The sequence below is a fragment of the Mucilaginibacter sp. genome (assembly GCF_965277465.1).
Lineage (GTDB): Bacteria > Bacteroidota > Bacteroidia > Sphingobacteriales > Sphingobacteriaceae > Mucilaginibacter.
On sequence record NZ_CBDICW010000001.1, the window covers coordinates 134159 to 148321 of the forward strand.

Sequence of the window (14163 nt, forward strand, 5' to 3'; positions counted from 1 at the left end):
TATAACTACATAAAATAATACTTAATCCGAATCCGGACACCCGTATTTCGATATAAAAGAAACATGAACAAGTTCATAAAAAATATACTTTCTTTCGCCCTTAAGAACAGGTTTTTCGTGTTCTTTGTTACTGCCTTACTTGCTGTTGCGGGTTATATCAGTTTCAAAACCATCAGCATAGATGCTTTTCCTGATGTTACCAATACATCGGTTACCATTATTACCCAATGGCCCGGCAGAAGCGCCGAGGAGGTGGAGAAATTTGTTACCCGCCCTATTGAAATAGCCATGAACCCTGCGGAGAAAAAGACCAGTATCCGGTCTTCTTCGCTGTTTGGTCTATCGGTAGTAAAAATAACTTTTGATGATGATGTAGACTACAATACAGCCCGTTTACAGATCAACAACCACATTGGCGACGCCAATTTACCCGATAACGTAAGCCCATCAATAGAGCCGCCTTACGGCCCTACCGGTGAGATATACCGCTTTACATTAACCAGTAATAAAAGATCAGTTAAGGAGCTAAAAACCATTGAGGATTGGGTTGTTGACCGCGAGATCCGCGCTGTACCCGGCATTGCTGATGTTAACAGCTTTGGCGGCGAGGTAAAAACTTACCAGATCACTATCAACCCCGAAAAAGCCGTTCAGTATAATGTAACCCCCTTACAGTTATATGATGCCGTATCAAAAAGCAATGTTAACGTTGGCGGCGATGTAATTGACCAAAACGGACAAGCTTATGTGGTTAGAGGAATAGGCCTGTTGAATAATATTGACGAGATCCGGAATATTGTAATCAACAATATTAAGGGTACACCTATTTATGTAAAAACCATATCAGAGGTTACCGAATCATCATTACCCCGTTTAGGGCAGGTAGGCCGCGACAGGGATCCGGATGTGGTTGAAGGTATTGTGGTAATGCGCAAAGGCGAAAACCCGAGCGAGGTTATTAAAAATTTAAAAGCGAAAATAAGTGAGCTAAACGGTAAAATATTACCGGATGATGTTAAGATAAAACCATTTTATGACCGCGAGGTATTGGTAGATTTTGCTACACATACTGTATTGCATAACATGGCCGAAGGGATCATTTTTGTAACGGTGATCGTATTCCTGTTTATGGCCGACTGGCGTACTACTTTAATTGTATCGCTTATTATCCCGCTTGCTTTATTATTTGCCTTTATCTGTTTAAAGTTAAAGGGCATGTCTGCCAACCTATTGTCAATGGGTGCTATTGACTTTGGTATTATTATAGACGGGGCCGTAGTAATGGTTGAAGGGATTTTTGTTGTGCTTGACCATAAGGCCAAAGAAGTTGGCATGGAAAACTACAACAAAATGAGCAAGCTGGGCCTTATTAAAAAAGCCTGCCAGGTAAATGGTAAAGGTATATTTTTTGCCAAGCTGATCATTATTACAGGCTTACTGCCAATCTTCAGCTTTCAAAAGGTTGAAGGTAAAATGTTCTCGCCATTGGCATGGACACTTAGCTTTGCTTTGTTAGGTGCTGTAATTTTAACTTTCACTTTTGTACCGGCTTTAGCCAGCGTGCTTTTGCGTAAGGATGTTAAAGAAAAACACAACGTTTTTGTAAACGCCTTAACCAATGGCGCCATGCGCTTTTACTCGGTATGTTTTAAAAGCAGAAAATTAGTGTTCCCTATTGCTATAGTTGCCCTGGTAGTTAGCCTTGGCTGCTTTAAGTTTTTAGGTACCGAGTTTTTACCCGAACTAAATGAGGGTGCCATATATGTACGTGCCACCGGTCCTTTAAGCATCTCGCTAAAAGAGTCTGTTAAAATGGCAAACGAGATGCGTACCATATTTTTAAGCTTTGACGAGGTAAAACAGGTAATGTCACAAACCGGCAGGCCTAATGATGGTACCGATGCAACCGGCTTTTATAATATTGAGTTCCACGTTGATATTTATCCCGAAGACCAGTGGAAGAGAAAAGAAACCAAGGAAGAACTGATCCAGCGGATGCAGGAGAAGTTAAAATTCTTCCCGGGAGTTGATATCAACTTCTCGCAGCCAATATCTGATAACGTGGAAGAAGCGGTATCGGGTGTAAAAGGCTCCATCGTAGTAAAAATGTTTGGCGATGATTACCCATACATTGAGAAACAAGAAGTTGGCATCTATAACATATTAAAAGGTGTACAGGGTATCACCGATCTTGGTATACTTCATAACGTTGGCCAGCCCGAGTTACAGATTGACCTTAACCAGGATGAAATGGCACAATACGGTGTTACCGCTGCCGATGCCAACGCTGTAATTGAAACTGCCATTGGTGGTAAAGCAGCTACACAGATCTATGAGGGTGAGCGCAAATTCGACCTGCGGATCCGTTATCCCGAAGATTTCAGAAACAATGAATTATCAATTGGCGACCTTAGGGTGCCAACACTAAATAACAATACTGTACCCCTACGCGAAATAGCAAATATCAAAAAAACCACGGGTGTGAGCATGATCTACCGCGACGATCATCATCGTTACGGCGCCATTAAGTTCTCCATCCGTGGCCGTGATATGGGTAGTACTATTGAAGAAGCACAATCAAAGGTTAATGCGCAAATTAAACTGCCCAAAGGTTATAACCTGGAGTGGGCCGGTGATTTTGAAAACCAGCAGCGTGCAACCAAGCGTTTAAGCCAGGCAGTGCCTATCAGCTTACTCATCATCTTCTTTATCCTTTTCATCCTGTTCGGTAACTTCCGCGACTCGCTGTTAGTGCTAAACAATGTCCCGTTCGCCATAATGGGCGGTATCCTGGCCCTGCTTATAACAGGGGTTAACTTTAATATATCGGCAGGTATAGGCTTTATTGCATTGTTTGGTATATGCGTACAAAACGGGGTGATATTGATCAGTAAGTTTAAAAGCAACATTTCCGAACTCAAGCACCACACCACCTGGACATCATTTGCTGTAGCGTTAAAAGCCGGCGTTGCCGATCGTTTACGCCCCGTGGTAATGACAGCCATGATGGCTGCAATTGGTTTGTTACCGGCCGCTATATCACACGGTATAGGGTCTGAGGCATCTAAACCATTAGCTATTGTGGTAATTGGCGGGTTAATTACCAATACCATATTTAACCTCTTTATTTTCCCGATAGTGTTTTTCTGGTCGTACCGCAAACGTGTTGAAAGCGGTGTAATAAGCCGGATCTAATTCCCTTTGACTTAATACCCCTAACTATATATTAAATGGGTAAAGGCAGTGTGATTGACCTCACACTGCCTTATTCAATTCTGGCCGGTTCAAATACATTGAATAATCCCCTAAAAACCTATCCTCAATACCTGATAATCTACTCCGCCCTTAAACTGTTTATAGGATTAGCCATAGCTGCTTTGATAGTTTTAAAAGCGATGGTTGCAAAGCCCGTAATTAGCCCTGCTGATAGGGATGCAGCAAACATCCACCAGCTGAGGTGTATCCGGTAAGGGAAATCATTAAGCCAACTGTTCATAAAATACCAGGCTACTGGCCATGCAATCATATTGGCTATCAGCAATAGTTTAAAATACTGCTTTACAAACAGCGATACCACGCCGCCAACGCTGGCCCCAATTACCTTGCGGATGCCTATCTCCTTTGCCTTTTGAGCCACCGAATAGGTGATGAGCCCCAATAAACCCAGGCATGAAATAAAAATGGCAATAAAGGTAAATGAACCTATCATTTGCTGCTCGCGCTGATCCTGCTGGTAATCGCCCTGAAAAATATCATTCAAAAACCCATAGGTAAATGGCGTATCCGGATTTAAACTTTTCCATTGATCACCTGCATATTGAATGGCTGCTGCAATATGCCGGCTATCAACCTTAGCAACAATGGTGGTACACCTTAAAGGGTTTATAGCCATAATACCGCATGGGCCAATTGCCGCGTGTAAAGAAAAGTAATGGTAGTTTTTCACTACACCCACTACCTTATAATTATAAACTACCCCATTATGCAGGTGCGACACATACTTGCCTATTACGTTGTTCGGGGTAAATCCTAATAGCTTTACGGCCTCTTCGTTTAAAACTACCTGCTTACCAAAATCGTGCAGTTCCATGTCTTCCTGCATATTGGTATTGGTAAATGCCTGCGAACTAAAATTGCTGCCTGCCGTTAGCTCAAGCCCAAGGGTTTTTAAATAGTTTTCATCCGCAAAATCAAAAAACACCTCCTTCTTGTCGTTGATGGTTTTTTCTGCCGGATACAAATTCATATCACCCGATACTAAAGCAGCGCTTGCATTGGTAACTGATTTAAAATTGATATTACCCGCAAGCTGTCTTACCAATAGGGTGCTATTTTTTTGCGCCTGCTCGCTGTTAAGGTTTAAAACCAATTGCTGATCATGATCAAAGCCAGTTTTTGCATTGATCATAAAATGCAGCTGGTTCCAGATAACAATGGTGGCAAATACCAAACAGGTTGAGATAATAAACTGCGAAACGATAAGCACTTTACGCACACTAAACATTCCTGATGAGTCAGTCACCTTTCCCTTTAATACCTTAACTGGCTTAAAGGCCGACAAATAGAACGCCGGGTACAAACCTGCCGCAAAGCCGGTTATACCTGTAACCAATATTACCCATAAAATTAGACTGCTGTTTTCTTTGGCAAAAAACGAAAGCGTTTGCCCGGTAAAATTGTTAAACACCGGCAAAAACAAAAAGGCCAGCACAATAGCTACCAGCAGTGCAAAAAAGCTGATGGTCATGGTTTCAATCAAAAACTGGTAACGGATGGCATTTTTACCGGCACCCATAACCCGGCGTACACCTACCTCGCGTGCACGGCCTATGGCCTGAGCCGTTGTTAAATTCATGTAGTTTATACAACCTAAAAGCAATATCACCAAAGCAATGGACGCTAACAGGTACAAGTATTTTATATTGCCCTGCTTATAGCCCAGGTAATCCTGATAAGCGCCAGAGTGAAGGTGAATATCACTTAGCGCCTGTAATGAATTGGTCATATAATCGTTAGATGCCTTCATATCGGCACGGGCGTGCTTAATCAGGTAACTATTGAGCTTTTTAATTACCTGCGCAACATTACTGCCATGCTTTAGCTTTATATAGGTGTAATAATTATCGTTTACAACCCAATTGTTATTGTTAGCTATCTGATCCCTGAAATGATCGCTGTTGTTTGATGCGTAAAACCCGGCCTGGATATGGTTTAAAAAATCCTCCTTAAAAACACCTGTGATGGTATAAGTATTAATCCCCGCTTTTAATGTTTTACCTATGGGATACACCTTGCCGAAAAGTTTTTTAGCCAGCGATTGAGAAAGCACTATGGTATTTGGCGCGTTAAATGCTGTGTTACGGTTGCCCTGCAAAAAATGAAAGGATAATACCCTGAAAAAATCAGGATCAACCCAATAACCGGAATCTTCAGTGTAAGGAGTTGCTGTACCTGCTCCCTGCACCTGCAATATAACGGTGCCATTGGTAGCATCCAAACGGCTAACCTGTTCAATTTCGGGGATCTCGCTTTTTAAATATTTGGCATAAGGCTGGCCAACGGTGGGCGCCTGGCTCCCATCTCTGAAAGTGGTTGTAACGCGGTAAATATCGGCCGTGTTATCAAAACCCTTATCGAAACTAAATTCGTGCTGGCAAAATAAAAACACCAGCGCACAGCAAGCCAAACCTGCCGATAAGCTTAAAACATTAATTGCCGTAGTGGTTTTACGCTTCCAAAGGTTTCGGAGCGCAAGCGTCAGGTAACTTTTAAACATAGGCTTTTATCAAGGTTATGTTCAAAAATAAACGCTTATTGGTAAAGTACTGCATATAAGTACTTTATTTAACAAATTTTAACCGGGTATACTTTTGCAGCCGGGGTTCGTCTGCAAATACTGCAAACAATTATTTTTTGTTTTGGAGATAAGCCGAACTGTTAAGAAACGGTTATTTCGCCCCTGATGTCGGTTTCTAAATAGTGCTTTACTTCTTTAGGGTCATCCAACTGGCCTAACAGGTACATCATTTTGGTAACTGCCGATTCGTAGGTCATATCATAACCATTGGCTACCCCAATATCTTTTAGCTGCTTACTGGTTTCATAACGGCCTAATTCAACCGTACCTACCTTACATTGCGAAATATCAAGGATCACCTTGCCGCTGTTAATGGCATTCCTGAGCAGATCAAGGAACCACTCATCAGTGGTGGTATTACCAGCGCCAAATGTTTCCATTACCACGCCGCGTACATCTGAGGTTAAAATAGTTTCAACCACTTTAGGGCTGATGCCCGGATACAGCTTAAGCACGGCCACATCGCTCACTAAGTTTTTATGTACAATTAGTGGCGCGCCCTCCTGCGGGTGTCTTATATCGTTCACGCTGAAGCGAAGGTGCACACCAGACTCGGCCAATACTGGATAGTTTGGTGAACGGAAAGCTTCGAACTTGGATGAGTTATATTTAAAAGACCGGTTACCCCGAAACAACTTGTAATCAAAATAGATACAAACTTCGGGTACGCGGGCACGATCATTCTTTTTTGATTTGGCAATTTCAATGGCCGTCATCAGGTTCTCCTTTGCATCGGTACGGATGGCACTGATGGGTAACTGCGAACCGGTAAATATTACAGGCTTGCCCAAATTTTCGAGCATATAGCTTAATACCGAGGCCGAGAAAGCCATCGTATCAGAGCCATGAAGGATCACAAAGCCATCAACCGTATCATAATTTGATTCGATAAGACTTGCCAGCTCGCTCCAGATGGCCGGGTTCATGTTTGATGAATCGATAACCTCCTCGAAAGAGTGAACCTTAATTTTACAATTAAGCTTTTCTAATTCGGGCACATTATCCATTATCTGCTCAAAGTTAATCGGTTTGAGCACCTTAGTTATAGGGTCGCTCATCATACCGATTGTCCCACCGGTATAAATGATCAATATCTGACTCATGTGTATTTAGGTTGTAGAAAAAATAAAGCTATCGAAAAAAAATCACTCACACGCCAAATATCCGCTTTGAATTTTCTGTTGTTATGTTAGCCACAGTTTCCAGATCTGTTTGATGCAGCTCTGCAACCTTTTGGGCTATGTAAATTAAATAAGAACTTTCGTTTGGTTTGCCCCTGTACGGAGCGGGTGCAAGGTACGGAGAATCCGTTTCTAAAACTAAATGATTTAAGCTAACCTGGGCTACAACTTTATCAAGCCCGGCATTTTTATAGGTAACTACGCCACCAATACCAAGGTAAAACCCTAAATCGGTTATTTTATTGGCCTGCTCCACTGTACCGCTAAAGCAATGGAAAATCCCGCGCAGGTCGTCGCCCTTTTCCTGTAGCAGTACATCGTAAACCTCGTCAAAAGCATCCCGGCAGTGAATAACTATTGGCAGCTTAAGTGATTTTGCCCAGGCTATTTGTTGTTTAAACGCCTGTAACTGTTCTGCCAAAAACGTTTTATCCCAGTAAAGATCAATCCCTATTTCGCCTATGGCAAAAATTTCATGCTGATGAATGGCCTGTTTTATCGCGGCTAACTCTGCCTCCCAATTTTCTTTTACAGAACATGGATGCAAGCCCAGCATGGGGTAGCACAGATCGGGAAAAGAACTTTCCAACGAGTAAACCATCGCTACCGATGCAGCATCAACATTAGGCAAAAATAAGCGGCCTATGTTGTTGTACTTGCAGCGCTGCACCAATTCGGCCCGCTTTACATCGTCGGTTTCATAATACAAATGGGTATGCGTATCGGTAAGTAACATGCTGCAAAAATAAAAAAGCCCCCTGATGTATGAGGGGGCTTTTGCTTAATTTTTCTTTACAACCGCTTTCTTTTTATAAAGCGGCTTTTTAACGGGCCCTTTTGCTGCGGGTGAGGCGGCATGTTTTATAGGGTTAATTTTTACTAATTCTATATCAAATACCAGGGTGCTGTAAGGTGCTATACCCTGGTTGCCCTGGGCACCGTATGCCAATGCCGACGGGATAACAAAAATAGCTTTTGAGCCTTCGTTCATTAAAAGCAAGCCTTCGTCCCAGCCCGGGATAACGGCAGCTGTACCCACAACAACGGGGTATGGCTCATAAGTACGTCCGGGTTGCTCCAAATTGGCTTCCTTAGCTGCAGATTCAATGCTGGTATCAAAAACCTTACCATCAACCGTGCGGCCAATATAGTTCACCAACAGCGTATCGCCTTTAAGCGGCTTACGTTTTAAAGTAGGATGTGTAAAAACGTATTTTAAACCTGTAGGCGTAGTTTTAACCAGCAGCTTATGATCGGCAATATATTTAGCGGCACCGTTAGCTTCGGCACTTTTAACTTCGGCCATATAATCATCAAGGGATTGTACCTTTTCTATCTTCAGGGTAAAGTTAAGGTTACTGCCTTTAGGGAAGAACGGAGGGCGTGCCTCCTCATGTCCTTTAAATAACGAATCGGTAGGCACCTTTACAAATAAGCTATCCTTAACTGTTAACAGCGGGAAGATCTCCATCAGATCGGCAACATTTTGCGATGCCCTTACCTGCGTTTGGGCGCTATGGCCCGCAGTATAAGTACTGAAAAGTACTGAATCCTTATCCGTTTTTTGGATGTACTGAAAGGTAATAATATCGTTCAGTTTTATTTTTTCGCCGGTGTTACTGGTAAAAATCTGGTACTGGGCACCCTTTGGGGTACTTTGCAGTGTATTTTGGGCATTGGCACTAACAGCAATAGTTAATGCTAAAACAAACAGAATATATTTCATCATTAATAAAAAAAGCCTCCCGTGTATATGCGGGAGGCTATATGGTTATTTAATTATTTAACAGGTTGTGCCTGTGGTGCACTTGGCATAACAGGGGCAGGTTTTGGCGCATTTGGATTAGGGTGAATAATATCAACCAATTCAACATCAAAAACAAGTGGTGTAAACGGCTGTATTTCGCGGCTTCCCTGTTCGCCATAAGCAAGGCTTGACGGAATAACCAATGTAGCTTTAGTGCCCTTGTTAAACAAAAGGAAACCTTCGTTCCAGCCCTGTATCATACCTTGAACGCCTAACGGGAAACGGATAGGTTTGTAAGGGTTCATTGGGTTGATAGGCAATTTGTATTTAACAGCTTCGGCTTTTACGCTTGTTTCAAAAGCTTTACCGTTTAGAAAACGGCCAGTGTAGTTAACCACTGCAGTATCACCTACGGCAATGTTAGGGCCTGTTCCTTTTGTAGTTACCACATAGTTTAAGCCTGATGCTGTTGTAGTAACTTTAAGGTTATTATCAGCAATATATTTTTTGATGGCGGCAGGCTCTGCTTGTTTTGATGCATCGGCAAGGCCTTTCATATAACCTTGGTATTTAGCTGCAAATTCCTGATCACTTAAGTTACCTTTAGGGATAACTTTTTCAATTTTGATAGTGTAGGCCATATATTTACCCTTAAGACCGGGTTGTCTTGGATGACCTTTTGACATGGTATCAATATTAACCTTGATAATTGCGCTGTCGCCTTCGCTTAACATAGCAATACCACTCATAATATCGCCCTTAATGGTTGATTTAGCCGGCATAAGCTGAGGTATAGCATGCCCCATATCGTATGAACTTGCCAAAACTGAATCAGCATCATTTTTTATAGTGAAGTTAAGGCTTACAAAATCACCTGGTTTTATTTTTGGTCCGCCTTTATCATTAATAATTTTATAAAGCATCCCTCCGTCACCTTTTTCAAATCCGCCATTACAGCTTGCTAATCCCATTGCGGCAAGCGCCAGAAACATTAGTCCTTTTTTCATTTTTATTGTATTAATAGTTTTTTATATTCAGGTAAAATTAATTTGAATTGATTGACAGTGGCCTCAAGGCCTTCGTTTGATACGCCGCCTGCTGCATTGCGGTGTCCGCCGCCGCTAAAGTACCTTTTACAAATATCATTAGCCGGAAATTCGCCTTTAGATCGTAAAGAAAGTTTTACCCTGTCATTCCGCTCAACAATAAACGCGGCTAACTTAATGCCGGCTATTGATAAAGCATAGTTCACTATCCCTTCAGTATCGCCGGTAATAACATCATATTTTTCCAGATCGGCATGGGTAACAGCTATAATAGCAGTATTAAACTCAGGCAATATCTGTAAACGTTCTGAAAGGCAGATCCCTAAAAAGCGTAAACGATTTTCGGTAGAGTTTTTGTATATCTCATCATATATATACCAGTTTACGGCGCCTGCATCAATCAGGTCGGCTATAATACGGTGTACGGCTGATGTTGTATTGGGCAATGAGAACGATGCAGAATCAGTAAGGATACCTGCATATAAACAAGTAGCCACATCTTTATTGATAAGTTCTTTATGCTTTAGTTCCTGTGTAATAAAGGTATACACCAATTGTGCCGTTGCGCAGGCATTGATGTTCCAATAGCGGTAATCGTCAAAATCCTGAGGTTCCAGGTGATGATCAATCATTACTTTAATGGCATTGCTTTCGCCCACAAGCACGCCCATTTCGTTAATGCGGTTCAGGGCATTAAAGTCGAGGCAAAAAATAATGTCGGCATCAGCTATCAGCCGGGCAGATTCGTCAAGGTTTTCTGTGTAAATAATAACCTCGTCATTACCAGGCATCCAGTTTAAAAACTGGGGATAATCAGTAGGTGTGATCACCTTTGCATGATGGCCCTGCTGAATAAGGTAATTGTATAAACCTAAAGACGACCCCATAGCATCACCATCAGGTTTATGATGGGTAGTAATCACTATTTTTTGAGGCTGCGCTAAAAGTTCACTAAGCGAGGCTATATCTAACATCCGTTTTTAAAAAAGAGTTGCAAAGCTAAATAAATAAATTAAATACAGGTATGTTATTTAATGTAAAAGCCTTTATGTTTCAATTGTAAAAGGCTACTTTTGCCCGAAATTTAAATAAGGCCTAATTAAGGCTGCTAAATTTGTAACCCGTACAATTAGAGTGGGATATGCGGGTTTAACTATAAACACCACTAAAATTTAATAATCAACAAGTAAACAATTGTGATGAAAGAGAATAAAACATTTACCATGATTAAACCTGATGCGGTTGCAAATGGCCACATTGGTGCAATTTTAGATCAAATTATTAAGGCAGGTTTTAAAATTAAAGCAATGAAATATGTTGCTTTAAGCGAGCAAATTGCAGGTCAGTTTTATGAGGTACACAAGGAGCGTCCTTTTTATGGCGAACTGGTGGAATTCATGTCATCAGGCCCTATAGTAGCTGCAATACTTGAAAAAGATAACGCTGTTGAAGACTTCCGTAAGCTGATTGGTGCTACTGACCCTGCAAAAGCAGATAAAGGTACTATCCGTCAATTATTTGCCGAATCAATTGGTGCTAATGCTATACACGGTTCTGATTCAGCTGAAAATGCCGAAATTGAAGGCAATTTCTTCTTCTCAGCATTCGAAAAATTCTAATTTTTATTAGCCGGGCCGGGTAAGTTTATTAAATATTCTTACCCGGTTTTGCTTTTATTTTGCTTTTTCGGAAAGAAGTGTATAAATTTATAAAATTGTTGCAGATTTTACATTGCGATAACCCACTGATTATAAACTGAAATAACAATTATGAGACTGCTGTTAAAATACATTTTATACTCCTTACTTATTATTGTATTAGTTTCAGGAACAATATTACTGTACAGAACGCACCCCGAGGCACAGCTTGCCTTTATACTGCCGGGCTTGTTTATTCTTGCTTTTTCAAGAATGAGCGATGATTTAAATTTCCGTGCCTTTTTCCCAAAGTGGACTAAAGGAAAATAATCTCCTCAACCAATATCCCTTTTGCCTGCTCATTTATTTTGTCAATGATCTGGGTGCGCATCATTATCAATTCATTTTTAATTACCGAAGACTCAATCCTGAGGAACAATTTTTTATCGTGGATAAATATCTCCTTAGTTCGGTTGGCAACAGGTTTGCCCACTAAGTCGGGCCAGGTGGCAATAACAGCCGTTTCATCAAAGCGCCGTTTTATTTTATAAACCTGCAACATTTGCTCAATAGCATCCTTTAACGATTTATCATTGGCCTTACGCATCTATTTCGCCCCCCTTTACTTTAAATAGGGTAATAGCTACGCCTATATTATTAAATATCTGCCTTACCCGGCTCTCGTTGGTATCAGTAATAAATACCTGGCCAAAATCGTGATTTGAAATCATCTGCATCAGTTTAGTAACGCGGTGATCATCAAGCTTGTCAAAAATATCATCGAGCAATAAAATAGGTTTAAACCCATTTTGCTGATAAAGAAAACTATACTGCGCCAGCTTAAGTGCAATTAAAAACGACTTTTGCTGCCCCTGCGAACCAAACTTTTTCATCGGCATGCCATGTATGGCAAATGTAAGGTCGTCCTTATGGATGCCTGCGCCGGTGCGCTCAATTATCCTGTCCTTTTCAATATTCTTTTTCAGCAGGCCGGCAAACTCATGCTGAAACAGCTGCGACTCATAGATCAACTCAACCTGCTCGGCGTTATCACTCAAAAACTGGTAGTGCTTATTAAATATGGCGGTAAAGGTTTCCATAAAAGCCTTTCGCTTTTCAAATATGCGGCTGCCTGATGCGGTAAGCTGCTCATCCAGTATCTCTAAAAAAGCAGGATCATACCGCCCGGTATCGGCAATGAGCTTTAAAAAGGCATTACGGTTATTTAATATCTTATTATAGGTGATCAGCTCGTCCAGGTATGAATTATCTGTTTGAGAAATCACGTTATCAATAAATTTGCGGCGCTCCTCGCTGCCCTCAATAATAATACTGATGTCATAAGGCGATACCATTACCAGCGGCAGCAAGCCAATATGATCGGCAAGGCGCTGGTAATCCTTCTTGTTGCGCTTAAATTGTTTCTTTTGATTCCGCTTTACTGCGCAGGCAACATTTTCGTGCTTATCGTTCTTATTAAAATCGCCCGTGATAATAAAAAAATCGGCTCCCTGCCTTATTTGCTGGCTATCAATCGGGTTAAAATAGCTTTTACATAAGGACAGATAATGGATGGCATCAAGCAGGTTTGTTTTACCTGCACCGTTATTACCGGTAAATACGTTTACGCCATCGCTAAAGGTTAGCCCGGCTTCTTCGTAGTTTTTAAAATTGATGACAGATAGTTGCTTCAGATACATAAAAGAGTGTACAAAGTTACTTGTTTTTTCAGTTTGAAAATTGGAAAAGTAGGCTGGTAAGAAAGATATAAGGGCCGGTAATTTGGCAGTCAATATTCAAAAAGCCCTCAATGCTTTAATCCTGCATTGTTTCAGTGTTTTGCGGCCTGCTTTTAGCCCCTATTTTACCGGCATAAATATTTAATTTAAAAGGTATTGTTAAAAATTTTGAAAACTGTATTTTTGCAAACTTAATTTTACAATAGAAATGTCAAAAACCCAGGCGAACACCAAGGTAGTAGTAGAGGACAAGAATTTTGGAAAGACCAGTAATTTTGTACGCGAGAACCAAAAAAGCTTACTTTTTATAGGCGCTGCTATAGTTGCCATGATAGTTATTTATATTGCTTATCAGAAATTTTATATAGCCCCGCGCGAAGTTACCGCATCAAACCAGATGCATGTAGCACAAGATTTTTGGGCTAAAAAAGACTGGGACAAAGCAATAAACGGCGATGCCAGCTACCCGGGTTTTAAAAAGATTGTTGATGAATACAGCAATACTAAGGCTGCTAACTTAGGTTACTTTTACCTGGGCACTGCTTATTTAAACAAAGGCGAATACCAGAAAGCTATTGATAATTTAACCAATTACCGCGGCGATGACAGTATGATTGCTGCCGAAGCGCTTGGCTGTACTGCTGATGCTTACGTTGAGTTAAAAGATTATGACAAGGCCGAAACTTATTTTAACAAGGCGGCTGATAAAGCAAAAAATAAATTCCTTAGCCCAATGTACCTGAAAAAATTAGGCTTGGTTTATGAGGCTCAGAACGATAATAAATCGGCTGATGAAACCTATAAAAAAATAAAAAGCGATTACCCTGAAAGTGCCGAATCACAAAGCATTGACGAGTATATTGCCCGTACCGAAGCAAAACTTTAATAAGTTTTAATCTTTCGGACATTATATGCCGGATCAATTTATACAGATGTAATAACGATGCTGTATAAAT

General features: G+C 41.0%; 12 protein-coding genes. 4 read left to right on the forward strand and 8 right to left on the reverse strand.

Annotation, left to right across the window (positions count from 1 at the left end):
- The first annotated feature begins 63 nt into the window (after positions 1 to 63).
- A complete protein-coding gene (locus tag ACQY4U_RS00545; protein ID WP_428327404.1) occupies positions 64 to 3195 on the forward strand; it encodes an efflux RND transporter permease subunit in 3132 nt (1043 codons plus the stop codon).
- A 139-nt stretch (positions 3196 to 3334) separates the two neighbouring features.
- Here ACQY4U_RS00545 and ACQY4U_RS00550 read toward each other — a convergent pair whose 3' ends face one another.
- The 6 genes from ACQY4U_RS00550 to ACQY4U_RS00575 form a co-directional block, all read right to left on the reverse strand.
- Positions 3335 to 5776, reverse strand: a complete 2442-nt coding sequence (locus tag ACQY4U_RS00550; RefSeq protein ID WP_428327405.1) for an ABC transporter permease — start codon at positions 5774 to 5776, stop codon at positions 3335 to 3337.
- A 161-nt stretch (positions 5777 to 5937) separates the two neighbouring features.
- Positions 5938 to 6960 (reverse strand): asparaginase, encoded by a 1023-nt coding sequence (locus ACQY4U_RS00555; RefSeq protein ID WP_428327406.1) that lies wholly within the window; start codon positions 6958 to 6960, stop codon positions 5938 to 5940.
- A gap of 46 nt (positions 6961 to 7006) precedes the next feature.
- Entirely contained in the window at positions 7007 to 7774 is a 768-nt protein-coding gene (locus ACQY4U_RS00560; protein ID WP_428327407.1) for a TatD family hydrolase, read from the reverse strand.
- Positions 7775 to 7819: 45 nt separating this feature from the next.
- Positions 7820 to 8767, reverse strand: a complete 948-nt coding sequence (locus tag ACQY4U_RS00565; RefSeq protein ID WP_428327408.1) for an FKBP-type peptidyl-prolyl cis-trans isomerase — start codon at positions 8765 to 8767, stop codon at positions 7820 to 7822.
- A gap of 50 nt (positions 8768 to 8817) precedes the next feature.
- On the reverse strand, positions 8818 to 9792 hold the full coding sequence (locus ACQY4U_RS00570) for an FKBP-type peptidyl-prolyl cis-trans isomerase (protein ID WP_428327409.1): 975 nt from the start codon (positions 9790 to 9792) through the stop codon (positions 8818 to 8820).
- A gap of 2 nt (positions 9793 to 9794) precedes the next feature.
- Positions 9795 to 10805: a DHH family phosphoesterase gene (locus tag ACQY4U_RS00575; protein ID WP_428327410.1), complete on the reverse strand. Its 1011-nt coding sequence runs from the start codon at positions 10803 to 10805 to the stop codon at positions 9795 to 9797.
- Positions 10806 to 11030: 225 nt separating this feature from the next.
- Between ACQY4U_RS00575 and ACQY4U_RS00580 the strand changes: the two genes are divergently transcribed.
- Both ACQY4U_RS00580 and ACQY4U_RS00585 read left to right on the forward strand, forming a co-directional pair.
- Entirely contained in the window at positions 11031 to 11450 is a 420-nt protein-coding gene (locus tag ACQY4U_RS00580) for a nucleoside-diphosphate kinase (RefSeq protein ID WP_428327411.1), read from the forward strand.
- 150 nt (positions 11451 to 11600) lie between these two features.
- The gene (locus tag ACQY4U_RS00585) at positions 11601 to 11798 is read left to right on the forward strand and encodes a hypothetical protein (RefSeq protein WP_428327412.1); all 198 of its coding nucleotides are present in this window, start codon (positions 11601 to 11603) and stop codon (positions 11796 to 11798) included.
- Here the strand turns inward: ACQY4U_RS00585 and ACQY4U_RS00590 are convergent.
- Together ACQY4U_RS00590 and recF are read right to left on the reverse strand one after the other, a co-directional pair.
- A complete protein-coding gene (locus tag ACQY4U_RS00590; RefSeq protein ID WP_428327413.1) occupies positions 11785 to 12075 on the reverse strand; it encodes a DUF721 domain-containing protein in 291 nt (96 codons plus the stop codon). The two genes, ACQY4U_RS00585 and ACQY4U_RS00590, sit on opposite strands and share 14 nt — an antisense overlap.
- Entirely contained in the window at positions 12068 to 13168 is a 1101-nt protein-coding gene (gene recF / locus ACQY4U_RS00595) for a DNA replication/repair protein RecF (protein WP_428327414.1), read from the reverse strand. The genes ACQY4U_RS00590 and recF overlap by 8 nt, the downstream gene beginning before the upstream one ends.
- 247 nt (positions 13169 to 13415) lie before the next feature.
- On the opposite strand from recF, the gene ACQY4U_RS00600 reads away from it, so the two are divergent.
- A complete protein-coding gene (locus tag ACQY4U_RS00600; RefSeq protein WP_428327415.1) occupies positions 13416 to 14093 on the forward strand; it encodes a tetratricopeptide repeat protein in 678 nt (225 codons plus the stop codon).
- Positions 14094 to 14163: the final 70 nt, after the last annotated feature.